The following is a 17,158-nucleotide window of genomic DNA, read 5'->3' as shown; positions in this document are numbered from 1 at the left end:
GGCCTTGCTCACCCAGGAACGAAAGCCCTCACCGCAACCCCGCACTTCACGAGCGCGGGGCCGACCCCAATCTTACTTGGAGCCGTCACGCTCCATGCGCTTGCGCTCCAGCTTGCGGGCGCGGCGCACAGCGGCAGCCTTTTCGCGGGCGCGCTTTTCCGAGGGCTTCTCGAAGTGGCGACGCAGCTTCATTTCGCGATAGACGCCTTCACGCTGCAGCTTCTTCTTGAGAGCCCGAAGAGCCTGATCGACGTTGTTGTCGCGAACGAGAATCTGCATAAACCGACACACCTCACAAATCGAAGGTACGAATTCCGCATTCCGACGCGGAAGGCACCTTGAAAGAAAAACGTAAAGACGCCGAATCCCTGAGGGGTTCGGCTCGAAGTTGGGGGCCGCTAGCACCGTCAGCGCCGCAAGGCAAGCAATCTTGGCCATCGATTGGCCGAAAAGCGCCCTCCACCGGGTGTGGAATGCCCCGGTGGAGGGGCCTTATACACCGATCCTGCGCGTCAGGCCAGTTGATCGACGATCAGGCCGGCTGCCGAAACGCTGGCCGAAGTCGCGGCCGAAGCCGTATAGGTCGCACCCTCGGCCTGCTGGGCCTTCAGGTTATCCAGGAAAGCCTGCATCGCCGCCAGCGCCGCATCGGCCTCGTCGGACTCTCCCGTTTCATCGGTCCCTGCGGTCGAATCGGTGTCGTCCGTGTCGTCCGTGTCGTCCGTACCGTCCGTTTCCTCAGCCTCATCGGTTTCCTCGACCGGGGCGCCGCCGGGAGGCGGGCCGCCCGCACCCTTGGGTCCGCCGGGACCACCCGGACCGCCGACACCGCTGCCGGGGGCACCGGCCCCTCCACCAGCCTCGCCGCCGCCCTGCGAAGGGCCCTGCGCGAAGAGCGCCTGCAAAGTGCTCGCCTGATCCTCGGTCAGAGTGCCGTTCTCGACCTGCTCGGAGATCAGCGAATCGATCCGGTCCTTCATCTGCGAAGGATCGAGACGGCTGCCCGAAGAGCCCGTTTCCAGCGCGTCGTCGATCGAATCGAGCGCCGATTCGAGCACAGAAGCATCGCTGTCGCTGATCGAACCGTTGCCGATCGCGGTCGAAAGCTTGTCGTCCATGTCCTGACGCGGGTTGATGAGAGCGCTCAGCGCGCTCGTCGACGATGATATCTGCATCATTATGTCTCCTTGCGGAGTGGGGTCGCACCCAAGGACCTTTATAGAAGCCCCCACAGCGATCCGGTCGGATGGAACGATTGGAAAACCGTGCATTCGCGGCTAAGGCGACGCGATGTCCCAACCTTCCTTTCTAGCTGCCTCGCTCTATGTGGCGTTCGGCGGCGGTCTCGGCTCATGGCTTCGGTATCTTACCGGAGTGGCCTGGACCGCCCTGCTCGGCCCCACCCGCGCCAGTGCGTTTCCCTATGGCACGCTGACCGTCAACGTGGTCGGCAGCCTGCTCATGGGCCTGCTCGCCGGCTGGCTGCTGCGCCAGGGCGCGGCGGGCGAGAGCGCCCGCCTGCTCCTCGGCGTCGGCGTGCTCGGCGGCTATACTACGTTTTCCTCGTTCAGCCTCGATACCATTGCCCTCGTCTCGCGCGGGCAAACTGGTACTGCGGCTTTCTATGTCGCGATCTCTCTGATCGCGGGCTTCGCCGCGCTGTTTGCCGGCCTTTCCATCACGAAGGGAGTCGCCGCATGAGCCGCGACAATTCAGATACCGTCCGCCAGTTCACCGTCGGCCGCGACGATGCCGATATCCGGCTCGACCGCTGGTTCAAGCGCCACCTTCCCGAAGTGGGCTTCGCGATGGTCTCGCGCTGGGCGCGCACCGGCCAGATCCGCGTCGACGGCAAGCGCGCCGATGTCGACACCCGCCTCGCCGCCGGACAAGTCCTGCGCGTGCCGCCGGGCGGTGAGGCCAAGCCGGGCCTTGGTGGCTCACGCCCGCGCCGCGAACTGACCGAGGCCGAGATCGAACTCGCCGATTCGATGGTCCTGACGCAGGACCGCTCGGCGATCGTGCTCAACAAGCCGCCGGGCCTTGCCACCCAGGGCGGTTCGGGCATGAAGGAGCACGTCGACGGCCTGCTCGACGCCTATGCCGAGAAAGGCCCGCGTCCCCGCCTCGTCCACCGGCTCGACAAGGACACCTCCGGCGTCCTGCTGATCGCCCGCACGCCGGGCAGCGCCGCGTTCTTCTCGAAGCGCTTCTCCGGACGTACCGCCAAGAAGATCTACTGGGCGCTGGTGGTCGGCGTGCCGAGCATCAACGACGGCATGATCGAACTGCCGCTCGCCAAGCAGCCGGGCACCGGCGGCGAGAAGATGCATGTCGACGAGGAAGGCGGCCAGTCGGCCCGCACCCGCTACCGCGTGCTCGACCGTGCGGGCAACCGCGCCGCCTGGGTCGAACTGCACCCGCTGACCGGCCGCACCCACCAGCTGCGCGTCCACATGGCGGCAATCGGCCACCCGATCGTTGGCGACGGCAAGTACGGCGGGCAGGAAGCCTTCCTCTCCGGCACGATCAGCCGCAAGATGCACCTCCACGCCCGCCGCCTCATCATCGAGCATCCGGACGGCACCCCGCTGGACGTGACCGCGCCCCTGCCCGAGCACTTCGCCAACTCCATGGCCTCGCTCGGCTTCGACGAGGCGGACGGCGCCGAACTGCCCGAATCCGCGCCGGAGTTCACCAAGGACGACGAAAAGCGCGCGGCCAAGGCCCACGCCAAGCAGTACCGCAAGGAGCGTCGCGGCGAACGCCGCTCGCGCCGCGACGGCGCTTCCGAGCGTCCCGGCTCGCGCGGGAAGCCTTCGGGCAAGGGTCCCGGCAAGCCCGGTGCCAAGCCGGTTCGTGCGGGCGTGAAGGCTGGCCCGCGCAAGCCTGGTGGCGCGCGTCCCGCTCCCGGCAAGCCCTCGGGCAGCCGTCCCCCGGCGCCGCGAGGGAAGCGGTGAAGTTCGCCGTCTTCGACTGCGACGGCACCCTCGTCGACGGACAGGCGCCGATCTGCGAGGCCATGGAGGCGAGCTTCGCCGCCTTCGGCCTCGCCGCGCCGTCGCGCGGCCTGATCCGGCGCGCCGTGGGGCTCTCGCTGCCCCAGGCGATCCGCCAGCTCCTGCCCGAAAGCGACGAGGCCCAGCAGGACGCCATGGCCGAGGCCTACAAGCTCGCCTTCCGCCAGGCCCGCGAGGAAGGCCGCGTCTCGCAGCCGCTGTTCCCCGGCATCGAGCACTGCCTGCGCACCCTCCACGCGCGCGGCTGGACGCTGGGCGTCGCCACCGGCATGTCCGATCGCGGCCTCACCCATTGCCTCAAGGCGAACGGCATTTCCGACCTCTTCGTCACCCTCCAGACCGCCGACCGCCATCCCTCCAAGCCGCATCCGGCCATGCTGGAAGAGGCCCTGATCGAGGCGGGCGCAATGCCCGAGCAAGCGGTCATGATCGGCGACACCGTCTATGACATGAAGATGGCCAAGGCCGCCGGCACCCGTGCCGTCGGCGTCGACTGGGGCTACCACCACCCGCGCGAACTGATCGAGGCAGGCGCGGAAAAAGTCGCCGAGGTCCCTAACGAACTCCTGGAGTACCTGCTGACGTGAGCGAACCCGATCCCGCAAGAACCCGCTTCGCGATCATCCAGCTCGTGCGCATCTTTGGCGTCGCCTGCGTGATCGCAGGCATGGCGATCGGCGCGAACAAGTTCGCCATGCCGCTGTGGCTGGGCTACCTGCTGATCATCAACGGCCTGATCGACGTCTTCGTCGTGCCCAAGGTCCTCGCCCGCAAGTGGCGGAGCCCAAAGTGAAGCGGTTCTACAAGGAAGCTTCCTTCGGCGAGACCAAAGGCGGCTGGCGCGTTCTGCTCGATGGCCGCCCTATCAAGACCGCCGGTGGCCGCCCGCAAGTCGTCCCCACGCAAGCACTCGCCGAAGCACTGGCAGCGGAATGGGCGGCGCAGAGCGAGCAGATCGACGCCCAGTCTTTCCTCCTCCGCGACCTTGCCGACTTCGCGATCGACGCCGTCGCCGCAGACCGCGCCCAGACCGTCCGCGATATCCTGCCCTACGCCGAGACCGACACGCTCTGCTATCGCGCCGATCCCGAGGACGCGCTCTACCAGCGCCAGCTCGCCGTCTGGGAGCCGCTGCTGACCGAAGCCGAAACGCGGTACGACGTGCACTTCGCGCGCATTTCGGGCGTGCTCCACAAGCCGCAGCCCGCCGAGACCCTGGCCCGCCTCGAAACCGCCCTCGCCGACGAAAACGACTTCGCGCTGGCCGCGCTCAAGATGCTCTCCAGCCTCGCCGCCTCGCTGGTGATCGCCCTCGCCGCGATCCGCCCCGATAGCGACGCGGACATGCTGTGGAACGCCGCCAATCTCGAAGAGGACTGGCAGGTCGAACTCTGGGGCGAGGACTGGGAAGCCGCCGAACGCCGCGCGGCGCGGTTCGAGGCGTTCAAGCTGGCGATCCGGCTGGCGGAACTTTCGCGGGCCTGAGGTAGAAAGGAATACAGTAGGGAAGAATAATGCAGGGGTTATTACCCCTGCACCCCGTTACTGTCGGAGTCACGCGGACCGACAGCGTCGTGCGCCCAAGGTGGCGTCGGGAGACTTAATGGCTGCGCCGCGAGGAGCGCACTACGGATAAGCCGCGCGCAAGGTATACATTCCGAGGGTCCGGGGGATCATCCCCCGGGTCTTCCTTTTACTTCTGCTCAGCCTTCACCCTTGACCCAGGCCGCAACTTCCTGCGCCACCTTGTTGGCTGCCTGGTTCACCGCCGGACCGACCGTCGCCGCTTCCGGCTTCACGCCCGGCACCACGGCTTCGAACCGTTTGGTCACGATCGGCCCGCCGCGTTCGGTGCGGACGGCATCGAAGCGCACGACCACCGAGGACGTCGGCACATCGTAGCCCATGTCGAGCAGTCGCCCGCCGACCAGCGTCTTGCCGGTCACTTCGAATTCCACGCCTTCGACCACCAGTCGTCCGGTATCGGCCCGCAGCGTCTCGGCGAGCAGCGAGCGGAACTGGCGGCTGGGCTTCTCGATCCAGAACGCATCCTTGAGGTAGGACATCGTCGCCGCATCGATCCGCACCGGCATGCGCAGGGCATCGAGGCTGCGGTCCGCTTCGGGATCGAGCACGACGATCGCCTGCGCAATTTCCCCGCTGCGCTGCGAGCCGACCGGCGCGCGGTCTTCCGGCGAGAGGCGGAACAGCACTTCGGGCGGCTTGGGCGCAAGGCTGATGCAGCCGGACAGCGCGAGGGCCGCCATGGCCGCGAGCGCGCCGCCGAGGATCGGGGTCTTGTGCCGAAGCTTCATCGCGGTTCCCATCGTCGTTCTCGTGGTCATGGCTTATAGGTGGGCAGCTTCTGCCCCTTGATGAGCGCACCGGCGCCCTGTTCGTCGATCTTCTCGGTCACGCTGCGTAGCGCCTTGCTGGTCGCGCGCAGATCGCGGATCGCGGCTTCGGCGGCAGGCAGGGTCTGGTTCGAGACCTTATCGAACGCAGGCTGGGCATGCTGGAGCGTCTGGTCGAGCGTCTCCATCGACTTCTGCGCGGCGCCCAGCGTCTCGCGCAGCTGCGCGGCCAGCGAATTGCCCTGATCGCCCAGCAGGCTGTCCGCCTTGCCCGCCACGCCCTCGAAGGCGACGAGCGTCTTGGTGGCCTGGTTCAGCGTGCCCTGGAGTTCGGCCAAGGTCTGCTTCATCTGCGGGGTCGCGGCGGAGAGGTCCTTCGTCATCTTGTCGGTATTCTTGAGGATACCGGTGATCGAACGGCGGTTCTCTTCGGACATCAGCAGGTTGAGGTTCTCGGTCAGCGTCGCCAGGCGTTCCAGCAGCAGCGGCGCGTTGGACAGGATTTCACCGAGACCGCCACGCTTGGTCGGGATCACCGGCACGCCTTCGGGGCCGGGTTCGGTCAGCAGCGGAGCATCCTTCACCGCGCCTTCGAGCTGGATGTCGGCGACGCCGGTGAAGCTGCCCTGGATCGTCGCGGTGGTGCCGACGGTGACGGGCACCTTCTTGTCCACCTTGATGCGCACGCGGATGAAGCTGGGGTCCTTCGGCCACAGCTCGATCTCCTTGATCTGCCCGACCGGCACGCCCGCGTAATCGACGCCCGATCCCTTGGCGAGACCGTCCACCGACTGCTTGAAGAAGATGTCATACTCGTTGCGCGCGGTATCGTTGATCCGCGCGATCCAGATGATGAACGCCGCCAGTGTCGCCAGCAGCACCAGCGTAACGGCTCCGACCCATACGTGATTGGCCCGTGTTTCCATGCTGTGTGCCCTATGCCCCGCTTTCAGTGGTGGTGTTCATGGACGATGCCCCGGGGGCGGAACCGTCCTGCGCGACAGGCGCGTCATGCTTCATCGCAATATCTTCCTTCGCGCAGAGCGCGGCACGGCCGCGAGGGCCGTTGAAATATTCCTGGATCCACGGGTGGTCGAGCGCCAGCAGTTCCGGGATCGTGCCCACGGCAATGACCTGCTTGTCGGCCAGCACCGCCACCCGGTCGCAGATGGCGTGGAGGGTGTCGAGATCGTGGGTGATCAGGAACACCGTCAGGCCCAGCGTATCGGCCAGTTCTCGGGTGAGATCGTCGAACGCGGCGGCGCCGATCGGGTCAAGCCCTGCGGTCGGCTCGTCGAGGAACAGCAGTTCCGGATCGAGCGCCAGCGCGCGGGCGAGGCCGGCGCGCTTCCGCATGCCGCCCGAAAGCTCGTTCGGGTACTTGAAGGCCGATTCTTCGGCCAGTCCGGCAAGGCGCACCTTGAAGCGGGCGATCTCGCTGCGGAGGGTATCGTCGATCTCGGGATAGAACTGCTTGAGCGGTACTTCCACGTTCTCGCCCACGGTGAGGGTCGAGAACAGCGCGCCGCCCTGGAACAGCACGCCCCAGCGCGAACGCAAGTCGATGTCTTCCTCGTCGGTGGAATCGCCCATGCGGTGCCCGAGCACGGTGATCTCGCCCTCGGCAGGTTGCTGAAGGCCGATGATCGAGCGCATCAGCACCGACTTGCCGGTGCCGGACCCGCCGACGACGCCGAGAATCTCGCCCTTGCGGACCTTGAGCGAGAGGTTGTCGTGAATGACGTGCTCGCCGAAGACATTGCGCAGCCCGTCGACGACGATGGGGAATTCGTCCGAGGGACGCTCCGATTCGAGGGTGCCGGTTTCGAGATGGGCGGTTTCGGTCATTGCCAGCCGATCTTGGTGAAGAAGATCGCGAAGAAGGCGTCGAGCACGATCACCGTGAAGATCGCCGTGACCACCGCCTGGGTGGTACGCGCGCCGACTTCCTCGGCGTTCGAAGTCACCTGCATGCCCTGGTAGCAACCGGCCAGCGCCACGATCAGCGCGAAGACCGGCGCCTTGAGCAGGCCGACCCAGACGTCGGTGATCGGCACCACTTCCTGGGTGCGCTGGAGGAAGGTCCAGAACGGAATGTCGAGCGCGAAATTGGCGATGAAGGCACCGCCGATGATCGCCAACACCGTGGAATAAAAGCCCAGCAGCGGCATCATCAGCATCGCCGCCAGCACGCGCGGCACCACCAGCGCCTGCATCGGCGAGACGCCGATGGTGCGCATGGCGTCGACCTCTTCGGTCAGCTTCATCGTTCCGATCTGCGCCGCGAAGGCCGAACCCGAGCGGCCCGCGACCATGATAGCGGTCATCAGGATGCCCAGTTCGCGCATGGCGAGGCGGCCGGTCAGGTTGATCGTGTAGATTTCCGCGCCGAACTGCGCGAGCTGCACCGCGCCCTGCTGGGCGATGACGATGCCGATCAGGAAGCTCATCAAGCCGATGATCCACAGCGAGTTGATGCCCACATGCTGCATGTGGTGCACCAGCGCCGTGCCGCGCAGCCGCGAGGGATGGCGGATGGCAGTGCCGAGCGAAGTGATGAGTTCGCCGAGGAACCCGACCATGCGGACGAGGCCATGCCCCCAGCCGACCACGAGATCGCCCAGCTCGCCCACGGTGCGCAGCAGCAGCGGGCGCTCCGGTTCGATCTCGGACGCTTCTTCGGGGACCTTGCCGATGGCGGCGAAAAGGCGCTCGGCCTGTTCGCTCTGGCCGACGACTTCGAGCTTGTGCTCGCTGGCATAGCGGCAGACGAGCCAGGCCCCGGTCGTGTCGATATCGGTGACGCCGGACATGTCGACCCGCGCGAACGGGCCGTGCAGCGCCGCCAGCTTGGCGCCCAGATTGCCCAAGGAATGGACGCGCAACGGCCCCTTCAGCGCCACGGTCTGGACGCCGTCCTGGTCGCTTTCCGACAGAGTGAATTCAGCCCATTCCCGCATGTGCGCTCGTATTGGGGGAAAATGCCTGTACCGGCAAGGGGTTCCCCTGCCGCGACAGATTGTTGATTTCGCAAGAGCCGGTCTGGAAACATACCGTGGCGATTTCATGGCAGGCCGCCCCACCGCTCCTACGCGTACTTGCGCGCGGGTGCCTCTACTGGCAAAGCGCCGCGCCATGACCGACACTCCAGAAGCCGCCCCCGAAGCCGCTCTCGACAAGACCTTCGACCCCGCCCAGATCGAGGCGAAGTGGTTCCAGCATTGGGAAAGCGAAGGGCTGTTCCGCCCCGAGCGTGCCGACGCGCAGCCGTTCACCATCGTGAACCCGCCGCCGAACGTCACCGGCTCGCTCCACATCGGCCACGCGCTGGACAACACGCTGCAGGACATCGTGATCCGTCACGAACGCCTGAAGGGCAAGGATGCACTCTGGGTGGTCGGCACCGACCATGCCGGCATCGCCACCCAGATGGTGGTCGAACGCCAGATGGAAGCGAAGCAGGACAAGCGCGCGAATTACACGCGCGAGCAGTTCATCGAGAAGGTCTGGGAGTGGAAAGCCGAATCCGGCGGCACCATCACCGGCCAGTTGCGCCGCCTCGGCTGCTCGATGGACTGGAGCCGCGAGCAGTTCACGATGGATCCGCACTTCACCAAGGCCGTGGTCAAGGTCTTCGTGGACCTGCACAAGCAGGGTCTGATCTACCGCGACAAGCGTCTGGTGAACTGGGACCCGAAGTTCCGCACCGCCATTTCCGACCTTGAGGTCGAAACGCGCGAGACCAACGGCCACTTCTGGCACATCAAGTATCCGCTTTCGGACGGTTCGGGCCACATCCACGTCGCCACCACCCGCCCGGAAACGATGCTGGCCGACATGGCCGTCGCGGTTAATCCCGAGGACGAGCGCTACAAGGACCTGCTGGCACGCGGCGCCACCGTCACCCTCCCCCTCACCGGTCGCGAGATTCCGATCGTCGCCGACGAGCACGCCGACCCCGAACTGGGCTCGGGCGCGGTGAAGATCACCCCAGGTCATGACTTCAACGACTTCGAGGTGGGCAAGCGCGCGGGCTTCAAGGCCGGCGACATGCTCAACATGCTCGATGCCGATGCCCATGTCTGCCAGACGCAGGACGGCCTTGTCCCTGCGCAGTTCATCGGCATGGACCGCTTCGAGGCGCGCAAGGCGATCGTCCAGTTCCTCGAAGACGACGGCCTGCTCGAAAAGGTCGAGGACCGCGTGATCCAGACCCCCTACGGCGACCGTAGCGGCGTGGTGATCGAACCCTGGCTGACCGACCAGTGGTACGTCGATGCGCAGACGCTGGCCGGTCCGCCGATGGAAGCCGTCCGCTCCGGCGCGATCGAGATCGTCCCGAAGAGCTGGGAAAAGACCTTCTTCAACTGGATGGAAAACATCCAGCCCTGGTGCGTCTCGCGCCAGCTCTGGTGGGGCCACCGCATTCCCGCATGGTTCAGCGAGGACGGCGAGATCTTCGTCGCCGAAACCGAGGAAGAGGCACAGGCGCAGGCCGGCAACAAGAAGCTGACCCGCGACGAGGACGTGCTGGACACCTGGTTCTCCTCCGCGCTCTGGCCCTTCGCCACGCTCGGCTGGCCCGATGAAGACGCCCCGCTGCTGAAGAAGCACTACCCGAACGACCTGCTGGTTTCCGGCTTCGACATCCTGTTCTTCTGGGATGCGCGCATGGCGATGCAGGGCATCCACTTCATGAAGGAAGTGCCGTGGAAGCGGCTCTACCTTCACGGCCTCGTCCGCGCGGCCGACGGCCAGAAGATGTCGAAGTCCAAGGGCAACGTGGTCGATCCGCTGGGCCTGATCGACAAGTACGGCGCCGACGCGCTGCGCTTCTTCATGGCCGCCATGGAAAGCCAGGGCCGCGACGTGAAGATGGATGAAAAGCGCGTCGAAGGTTACCGCAACTTCGCCACGAAGCTGTGGAACGCCGCGCGTTTCTGCCAGTCCAACGGCATCGTCGCCAGCACGTCGGTCAAGGCGCCCGCAGCGACCTCCGCCGTCAACAAGTGGATCATCGGCGAAGTCGTCGAGACCGTCGCCACGCTGGACAAGGCCATGGCCGACTTGCGCTTCGACGCGGCCGCCAACGCGATCTACCACTTCGTGTGGAACCAGTTCTGCGACTGGTACATCGAACTCATCAAGGGCAACTTCGACGAAGAGACCAAGGCCGTCGCCGGCTGGGTGCTCGACCAGATCCTCGTCATGCTCCACCCCTTCATGCCCTTCGTCACCGAAGAGCTGTGGAGCAAGATGGGCACGCGCGAACAGGACCTGATCGTCGCCGCATGGCCCGCGCCGGAAGCCTCGGTGGACGCCGAAGCCAAGGCCGAAGTCGAATGGCTGATCGCGCTGATCGGCAACCTGCGCGGCGCCAAGTCCGAACTCGGCATCGCGCCGGGCGCGCGTCTTACCGCCTATGTCGCCAATCCCTCGGACGCGACCCGCGCAGTGATCGGCCGCAACGGCACGGTGATCGACCGTCTGGCCCGTCTCGATGCAATCGTGTTCGAGGCCGCTCCCGCCGGTGCCGCCATGCAGGTGGGCGCGGGCGATGCGACGCTGGCAATCCCGCTGGAAGGCGTGATCGACATCGCCGCCGAAAAGGCCCGCCTGGAAAAGGCCATGGCCGCTTCGGTCAAGGAACGGGACTCGCTCGACAAGCGCTTGGGCAACCCGGCGTTCGTCGAGAAGGCCAAGCCCGAGGCCATCGAAAAGGCCCGCGCCGACCATGCCCATCACTCGGCTGAAGCCGAGCGTCTGGCTGCGGCGCTGGCGCGGCTGGGTTGAAGAAGTAAGGGTTGAAGCAGGGGGTCTTAGACCCCCTGCACCCCCAATACTGTCTTCGTCGCGCGCGCAGTCTCGTAGTGCACTCCTTGCCGCCGCAGGCTATTTTGTCTCCCGGCTATTCAGTGGGCGCGAAACGGCTAGGCCGGGTACGACGCAGACATTCCGAGGGCCTGGGGGATCATCCCCCAGGACTTCTCTCTTTTTCGTTTTCCTACCTTGCACGCATCTGACACCTTCACGCGCGTGACCACCCTGTCTTCTCTCCACGACACCAGCCACAAGGTGACACCTCCGACGCAAGGTGACACTTTTCCCTCTGGACCGTGTAAACTGTGTCAACCTCGCCCTTCAAAACCGTAACCTTGCATTCGAGACCATCCGTGACGCTTGCGCTTGCCACCACCACTCCCGGCGAACCCGAAGTGTTCGCTTCGCTTCAGGGCGAAGGCGCCAGCATGGGGCGGCCGAGCACTTTCGTGCGGCTGTCGCGCTGCAATCTTGCCTGCCAGTGGTGTGACACCGCTTATACGTGGCGCTTCACCGGCGATAACCGCTTCCACCGCGACGATCTGGCGTTCGAGCGCAAGGCCAATCAGGTCATGGCCGAGGAAGCCGAGGTGGCGCGCATGGTGGCCGATCTGCCGCCCGACCGCCTTGTCATCACCGGCGGCGAGCCGTTGCTTCAGGGGCCGCAGCTGGCGCGGATGCTGGCGGCGCTCGACGCGGCGCGGCCGGGAATGCATGTCGAGATCGAGACCAACGGCTCGGTCGCGCCGCACGCCAGCCTCGATGCGCGGGTGCAGCAGTACAATGTCAGCCCCAAGCTGGCGCACAGCGGCAATCCGGCGGAACTGGCGCTGGTGCCCGAGCGGCTCGATGCCTGGGCCGCCGATCCGCGCGCTTATTTCAAGTTCGTGGTGGCCGAGCCTGCGGATGTGGACGAAGTCCGTGCGTTGAAAGAACGCCACGCTATCCCCGCCGAACGGATATTCCTGATGCCGGAGGGCCGCTCCAGCGATGTCATCCGACAGAGGTCGGGATGGCTATCGGACATCTGCACGCAGGAAGGCTATCGCTTCACCGACCGCCTGCACATACATATCTGGGGCGACACGCGGGGAACTTGAGGGGCACATGAACGAGGCATCGCCGATCCCACATGGGGAAACCGAACCCGAGGAAGCACCTCCTCCCGCACAGATGGCGCGGATGAAGGGCGACCTCACGCAGGGTCCGATCCTCCAGACGCTGCTGGTGTTCTCGATCCCGATGCTGATCTCGAACGTCCTCCAGACGCTCAACGGATCGGTCAACGCGATCTGGGTCGGGCGACTGCTGGGCGAGAGCGCACTGGCGGCGACCGCCAATGCCAATATCATCATGTTCCTGCTGATCGCGCTTGTCTTCGGCTTCGGCATGGCGACCACGGTGCGCGTCGGCCAGCATTTCGGCGCGCGCGACATCGACGCGGCGCGCAAGACCTTCGGTTCGGGCGTCGGTTTCTGCCTCGTGCTCTCGGTGCTCTGCGGACTTGCGGGCTGGTTCGGCGCCGATGCGCTGCTCCACGCCTTGGGCACGCCGGGCCAGAGCCGGATCGAGGCGCTGGCCTACTTGCGCGTGATCTTCGTGACCCTGCCACTGGGCTCGCTCTCGCTCATGGTCTCGATGGGCATGCGCGGCGCGGGCGATTCCAAGACGCCGCTCTATGCGATGATCCTGACGGTCGCGCTGGACGTGATCCTGAACCCGCTGCTGATCATCGGCCCCGGCCCCCTGCCCACGCTGGGCATCGCCGGGTCCGCGGCGGCGACGGCTTTCGCGAACTTCGCGGGCCTCGTGTTCCAGCTCTGGACGATCTACCGCAAGGACCTGCCGATGCGCCTGCGCGGCGCGGAACTCGGCTATCTGATCCCGCGCGGCAGCGAACTGAGGTACGTAACCCTCAAGGGTCTGCCGATGGGCGCGCAGATGTTGCTGGTCTCTTCGGCGGGCCTCATCATGGTCGGCCTCGTCAACCGGGAGGGGCTGGATTCGGCGGCAGCCTACGGCGCTTCTCTGCAACTGTGGAACTACCTCCAGATGCCGGCGATGGCGATCGGCTCGGCGGTAAGCGCCATGGTCGCGCAGTCACTGGGCGCCCACGATCACAGCCGCGTGGGCAAGGTGACCGAGATCGGCCTTGCCACCAACCTGGCGATCTCGCTGCTGATGGCCACGCTGATCGTGGTGTTCGACCATCCGCTGCTGGCGCTGTTCCTGGGCGGAGACAGCCCGGCAATGCCGATCGCGCGGCACATCCAGTTCGTCTGCACCGCGAGCTTCGTGATCATGTCGATCACCATGATTCTCACCGGCACGCTGCGCGCCTATGGCGCGGTGGTCATGCCGCTCGTCATCATGTTCCTCGGCCTCTATCCGGGGCGCCTCGGCTTCTACTACCTCGCCTATCCGCTGATCGGCAGCGAAGCGCTGTGGTGGTCCTATCCGGTCGGCTCGGCGCTGACTGTAGCCCTGACGCTGGCCTATTACCGCTGGGGCAAGTGGCGCGCGGCGTTCAAGCCGTAACCCTTCACCGCCCCTGCGCGCGCCAACGCTGGACCGTGCGCAGGACCATCTCCTCCTCGCCGCCCGAGCTGCTCCAGAGTTCGGTGAACGAGGGATCGGCGGAGGCAGGTCGCTTGAACTCCTCCAGATCGTCGAACGAGGCGCGGATCGGGATCGCCACGCCCTCGCCGCAGATCACGCACTCGCGGTTGCGTAGCGCCGGGATGGAATCGAGGAACCCGCGCGCGCCTTCCGGCATGGCAGCGCGCACGAAAGCCTGATCGCGGTCGTTGTTGAGACGCATCGCGATGATCGTCCCGCACTGAGAGAGCACGCCTTCGGCGAGGTCCGAGGGGCGCTGGGTGATGAGGCCGAGCGAGATGCCGTACTTGCGCCCTTCCTTGGCGATGCGCGAGAGAATGCGGCCTACCGAGGAGCCGTCCGCGTTCTTCTCGCTGGGAACGTAGCGGTGCGCCTCCTCGCAGACGAGCAGGACCGGCCGCGTCTTCTCCTCCCGCGCCCAGACCGCGAAGTCGAAGACCATGCGGCTCAACACGGCCACAACGGTGCTGGTGATGTCGGAAGGTACGCCGGACACGTCGATGATCGAGATCGGCCGCCCACCAGAAGGCAGACGGAACAGCTTGGCGATGAACTCCGCCATCGTGTCGCCCACCAGCATGCCTGAGAACAGGAACTGGTAGCGCGGATCGCCCTTGAGTTCGTCGAGCTTGTTCTTGATCCGCATGTAGGGCGCGCTGGAATGGCCCTTGTCGAGCTTGCCCATGTGATTGTTCAGGATCACCGACAAGTCGGAGAGCAGATAGGGGATCGGCGAATCCACGGTGATCTTGCCGATCTGCTCGGCCAGCCGGTTGCGCGAACGCGCCTCCAGCAGGCACTTGCCGAGCACCTCGCAATCGAGCTGCCGCTCGTCGCCCTGGGTGGTAACGAGGATCTCGCAGTGTTCCTCGAAGTTCATCAGCCAATAAGGCATCTGCAGGTTCGAGACGTCGAGGATCACGCCGGTATTGCGGAAGGCGGCGGCATATTCGCCGTGCGGATCGACCATGATGACATGGCCTTCCGGCGCCTGCTCGCAAATCCTGTGAAGGATCAGCGCGGCGCTGGTCGACTTGCCGGTGCCGGTCGAGCCGAGCAGCGCGAAGTGCTTGCCGAGCAAGGCATCGATGTAGAGCCCGGCGCGGATATCGTTGGTGGGATAGACGGTGCCGATCTGGATCGCCTGCCGTCCATCGCTGGCATAGACCTGCCGCAAGTCGTCGGTGCTGGCGGGATAGACCAGCGCGCCAGGGGTCGGATAGCGCGTCACGCCGCGGCGGAAACCGTGGATACGGCCGGTCAGGCGCTCCTGCAGCCCTTCGCCGAGGAAGTCCGCCTCCGCGACAATGCCGCCGGGGACCGTGGCATCGCTCTTCTGGTTGCGAATGCTGGCCAGCAGCCAACCCCGGCCGACGCGAACTTTCACCTGACTGCCGACCTGCCCCGACATCGCAACTGAAGGATCGCCGTCCTGCGCGGAATGGTTCAGGCGATCGAGATCGAAAGCGATGCGGGCGCCTGCGCCGGAAATTTCGAGAATGGCGCCGATCGGCTCGCGACTCATCTCGCTTTCCACCTCGCCGCCCACCATTCGCATCTCGTTCATAGCGCCCCCGCAGCAAGCCGTTTCACCGGAGCTGCTAAGCACGCGCGGTTAATTTCAGGCTAAACCCGCGATTAGCGCATGGCGAAAAGACGTCCCGCCAGCCACCCCATCCCGACCGAGACCATGACCGCCAGCAGCCCGTAAGCGAAGCCGTAGTTCTCGGAGAAATTGGCGATGGCCCGCTCGAACCCGAGCTTGCGCACTTCCACCTGGCTGCTCGCCGAAGCCACCACCCGACCGCGCGAAACAGCGTAAGTCTCGGCAGTATAAGTGCCGGTCGGCACTTGCGAGGGGAGCCAGATTCGCGCCTGATAGAGCACCTGCTCGCTCACTTTCACGCCGCCCTCTTCCTCGCGGTAGAGACCGCTGCGGCGGTTGAGATCGACGAGGCCGTCGGAAAAGCGGGTCTGCTCGGCAGGGTCGATGGCGCCGATCGGCGAGAGTTGCAGCCACTTGAGGCCGAGTTCGTAGATCGCGGCGGTCTTGTCGTCGACGATATCCTTGATCGGCCGGGTCGAGGCGATTCCATAATAGGACGGCGCCGAACGCAGTTCCGTGCTATCCGCGTTGATCCAGACGCCCGCCACTTTCTGCTTTTCACGCAGGACGATGGACTGGGTCGGTCCTTTCAGCACGACGACGATGTCATAATCCTGCGCGGCACGGGAACCCTCGGGCGTCAGGATCGCGCCGAACAGCAGAAGTTCGGTGCCGGTGAAACCCTGCCGCAGGTCCACTTCGTGCTGCGAGATTTCCGGCACCAGGATCGGATCGCGCGCGCCACCAAGCAGAACCGCCGCAACCAGCGCGAAAGCCGGAGCCAGCACGCGCCTCACAGCGGAGAGACCGTGTAAATCTCGTCGGGCCGATAGCCGAGGCCGATCGCCATGCGCCCGGCCACCAGCAGCACGATGATCGCCAGCACCAGGCGCAGCTTCACCGGGCTGGCCTTCTGGGCGAACTGCGCGCCGAGCTGCGCACCGGTGACCGAGCCCAGCAGCAGCAGCGAGGCGAGCACGATGTCCACGGCATGGGTGGTCATCGAATGCATCATCGTCGTCGCCATGGTGACGAACAGGATCTGGTAGAGCGAGGTCCCGACCACGACATTGGCGCTCATGCCGAGGATGTAGAGCATGGCGGGCACGAGGATGAAGCCCCCGCCCACGCCCATCAGCATCGTCAGGATGCCCGTACCGATGCCGAGCAGCAGCGGCGCCAGCGGAGAAATGTAAAGGCCGGAGCGGTAGAAGCGCCAGCGTAACGGCAGGCTGGCAACCATAGGATGGTGCCGCCGCTTGCGCGCGGCGATGGGAATGCCGGAACGCTCGGCGCGGATGGTCTGGATGCTCTCCTTGGCCATCAGCCCGCCGATACCGCCGAGCATCAGGACGTAGAGGATGTTGATGACCGTATCGATCTGGCCGAGCCGTTGCAGCAGGCTGAACAGCGCCGCGCCGATGCCGGTGCCGATGATCCCCCCCACCACCATGACCGTGCCCATGTGATAGTCTACCCCGCCACGCCGGGTATGGGCGAAGACGCCGGACACGCTGGCGCCCGTCACCTGGCTTGCCGCCGAGGCTGCGGCCACGGTCGGCGGAATGCCATAGAAGATCATCAGCGGAGTCGTCAGGAAGCCGCCGCCCACGCCGAACATGCCCGAAAGCAGGCCGGTGATCGCCCCCAGGCCAACGATGATGATCCCGTTGACGGAGAGATTGGCTATGGGGAGATAGACATCCATTCCACCCCTCTCGCTACCGCAGCACCGGCAG

17 protein-coding genes are annotated in these 17,158 nt (G+C 65.7%); 8 read left to right on the top strand and 9 right to left on the bottom strand.

The genetic code is table 11. The features are described 5' to 3' along the window. Positions 1–72 precede the first annotated feature (72 nt). A complete protein-coding gene (gene rpsU, locus AC4D6D_RS07340; protein ID WP_021234711.1) occupies positions 73–279 on the bottom strand; it encodes a 30S ribosomal protein S21 in 207 nt (68 codons plus the stop codon). Positions 280–512: 233 nt separating this feature from the next. Continuing rightward, positions 513–1,178, bottom strand: a complete 666-nt coding sequence (locus AC4D6D_RS07335) for a hypothetical protein (RefSeq protein ID WP_491327092.1) — start codon at positions 1,176–1,178, stop codon at positions 513–515. Positions 1,179–1,290: 112 nt separating this feature from the next. On the opposite strand from AC4D6D_RS07335, the gene crcB reads away from it, so the two are divergent. From crcB to AC4D6D_RS07310, 5 genes are read left to right on the top strand one after another with little or no spacing between them, the layout of a single operon-like run. After that, entirely contained in the window at positions 1,291–1,701 is a 411-nt protein-coding gene (crcB, locus tag AC4D6D_RS07330) for a fluoride efflux transporter CrcB (RefSeq protein ID WP_491327091.1), read from the top strand. Then, positions 1,698–2,960: an RluA family pseudouridine synthase gene (locus AC4D6D_RS07325; RefSeq protein WP_491327090.1), complete on the top strand. Its 1,263-nt coding sequence runs from the start codon at positions 1,698–1,700 to the stop codon at positions 2,958–2,960. Before crcB ends, AC4D6D_RS07325 begins: the two co-directional genes overlap by 4 nt. Beyond that, positions 2,957–3,607 (top strand): HAD-IA family hydrolase, encoded by a 651-nt coding sequence (locus tag AC4D6D_RS07320; RefSeq protein WP_491327089.1) that lies wholly within the window; start codon positions 2,957–2,959, stop codon positions 3,605–3,607. Before AC4D6D_RS07325 ends, AC4D6D_RS07320 begins: the two co-directional genes overlap by 4 nt. Then, a complete protein-coding gene (locus tag AC4D6D_RS07315) occupies positions 3,604–3,813 on the top strand; it encodes a hypothetical protein (RefSeq protein ID WP_491327088.1) in 210 nt (69 codons plus the stop codon). Before AC4D6D_RS07320 ends, AC4D6D_RS07315 begins: the two co-directional genes overlap by 4 nt. Continuing rightward, on the top strand, positions 3,810–4,505 hold the full coding sequence (locus tag AC4D6D_RS07310; RefSeq protein WP_491327087.1) for an ATP12 family chaperone protein: 696 nt from the start codon (positions 3,810–3,812) through the stop codon (positions 4,503–4,505). Before AC4D6D_RS07315 ends, AC4D6D_RS07310 begins: the two co-directional genes overlap by 4 nt. A gap of 218 nt (positions 4,506–4,723) precedes the next feature. Here the strand turns inward: AC4D6D_RS07310 and AC4D6D_RS07305 are convergent, their stop codons facing one another. The 4 genes from AC4D6D_RS07305 to AC4D6D_RS07290 are packed head-to-tail and all read right to left on the bottom strand — an operon-like array spanning position 4,724 to position 8,334. Further along, a complete protein-coding gene (locus tag AC4D6D_RS07305; RefSeq protein ID WP_491327086.1) occupies positions 4,724–5,335 on the bottom strand; it encodes an ABC-type transport auxiliary lipoprotein family protein in 612 nt (203 codons plus the stop codon). Between the two features lie 26 nt (positions 5,336–5,361). Then, a complete protein-coding gene (locus AC4D6D_RS07300) occupies positions 5,362–6,300 on the bottom strand; it encodes an MlaD family protein (protein ID WP_334185752.1) in 939 nt (312 codons plus the stop codon). A gap of 10 nt (positions 6,301–6,310) precedes the next feature. Next, positions 6,311–7,222 (bottom strand): ABC transporter ATP-binding protein, encoded by a 912-nt coding sequence (locus tag AC4D6D_RS07295; protein WP_491327085.1) that lies wholly within the window; start codon positions 7,220–7,222, stop codon positions 6,311–6,313. After that, entirely contained in the window at positions 7,219–8,334 is a 1,116-nt protein-coding gene (locus tag AC4D6D_RS07290; RefSeq protein ID WP_147220034.1) for an MlaE family lipid ABC transporter permease subunit, read from the bottom strand. Before AC4D6D_RS07290 ends, AC4D6D_RS07295 begins: the two co-directional genes overlap by 4 nt. A gap of 175 nt (positions 8,335–8,509) precedes the next feature. On the opposite strand from AC4D6D_RS07290, the gene AC4D6D_RS07285 reads away from it, so the two are divergent. From AC4D6D_RS07285 to AC4D6D_RS07275, 3 genes are all read left to right on the top strand, one after another. Beyond that, a complete protein-coding gene (locus AC4D6D_RS07285; protein WP_491327084.1) occupies positions 8,510–11,167 on the top strand; it encodes a valine--tRNA ligase in 2,658 nt (885 codons plus the stop codon). 380 nt (positions 11,168–11,547) lie between these two features. Next, on the top strand, positions 11,548–12,294 hold the full coding sequence (locus tag AC4D6D_RS07280) for a 7-carboxy-7-deazaguanine synthase QueE (RefSeq protein ID WP_491327083.1): 747 nt from the start codon (positions 11,548–11,550) through the stop codon (positions 12,292–12,294). A gap of 7 nt (positions 12,295–12,301) precedes the next feature. Then, positions 12,302–13,732, top strand: a complete 1,431-nt coding sequence (locus AC4D6D_RS07275) for an MATE family efflux transporter (protein WP_491327082.1) — start codon at positions 12,302–12,304, stop codon at positions 13,730–13,732. 4 nt (positions 13,733–13,736) lie between these two features. Here the strand turns inward: AC4D6D_RS07275 and AC4D6D_RS07270 are convergent, their stop codons facing one another. The 3 genes from AC4D6D_RS07270 to AC4D6D_RS07260 form a co-directional block, all read right to left on the bottom strand. Next, entirely contained in the window at positions 13,737–15,380 is a 1,644-nt protein-coding gene (locus AC4D6D_RS07270; RefSeq protein WP_491327081.1) for an ATP-binding protein, read from the bottom strand. A 71-nt stretch (positions 15,381–15,451) separates the two neighbouring features. Next, a complete protein-coding gene (locus AC4D6D_RS07265) occupies positions 15,452–16,216 on the bottom strand; it encodes a TIGR02186 family protein (protein ID WP_491327080.1) in 765 nt (254 codons plus the stop codon). Continuing rightward, positions 16,213–17,127, bottom strand: a complete 915-nt coding sequence (locus AC4D6D_RS07260) for a sulfite exporter TauE/SafE family protein (protein ID WP_147220028.1) — start codon at positions 17,125–17,127, stop codon at positions 16,213–16,215. Before AC4D6D_RS07260 ends, AC4D6D_RS07265 begins: the two co-directional genes overlap by 4 nt. Between the last annotated feature and the right edge of the window lie 31 nt (positions 17,128–17,158).

Source organism: Novosphingobium sp. BF6 (genome assembly GCF_058273105.1).
This window is presented reverse-complemented; position numbering and strand designations above follow the sequence as displayed.

Bases quoted from the DNA above. Each gene is read 5' to 3' on its own strand.
- AC4D6D_RS07260 (WP_147220028.1), bottom strand. From the start codon at position 17,127: ATGGATGTCTATCTCCCCATAGCCAATCTCTCCGTCAACGGGATCATC.
- AC4D6D_RS07285 (WP_491327084.1), top strand. From the start codon at position 8,510: ATGACCGACACTCCAGAAGCCGCCCCCGAAGCCGCTCTCGACAAGACC.
- AC4D6D_RS07290 (WP_147220034.1), bottom strand. From the start codon at position 8,334: ATGCGGGAATGGGCTGAATTCACTCTGTCGGAAAGCGACCAGGACGGC.
- AC4D6D_RS07295 (WP_491327085.1), bottom strand. From the start codon at position 7,222: ATGACCGAAACCGCCCATCTCGAAACCGGCACCCTCGAATCGGAGCGT.
- AC4D6D_RS07275 (WP_491327082.1), top strand. From the start codon at position 12,302: ATGAACGAGGCATCGCCGATCCCACATGGGGAAACCGAACCCGAGGAA.
- rpsU (WP_021234711.1), bottom strand. From the start codon at position 279: ATGCAGATTCTCGTTCGCGACAACAACGTCGATCAGGCTCTTCGGGCT.
- AC4D6D_RS07305 (WP_491327086.1), bottom strand. From the start codon at position 5,335: ATGAAGCTTCGGCACAAGACCCCGATCCTCGGCGGCGCGCTCGCGGCC.
- AC4D6D_RS07300 (WP_334185752.1), bottom strand. From the start codon at position 6,300: ATGGAAACACGGGCCAATCACGTATGGGTCGGAGCCGTTACGCTGGTG.
- AC4D6D_RS07335 (WP_491327092.1), bottom strand. From the start codon at position 1,178: ATGATGCAGATATCATCGTCGACGAGCGCGCTGAGCGCTCTCATCAAC.
- AC4D6D_RS07325 (WP_491327090.1), top strand. From the start codon at position 1,698: ATGAGCCGCGACAATTCAGATACCGTCCGCCAGTTCACCGTCGGCCGC.
- AC4D6D_RS07270 (WP_491327081.1), bottom strand. From the start codon at position 15,380: ATGAACGAGATGCGAATGGTGGGCGGCGAGGTGGAAAGCGAGATGAGT.
- crcB (WP_491327091.1), top strand. From the start codon at position 1,291: ATGTCCCAACCTTCCTTTCTAGCTGCCTCGCTCTATGTGGCGTTCGGC.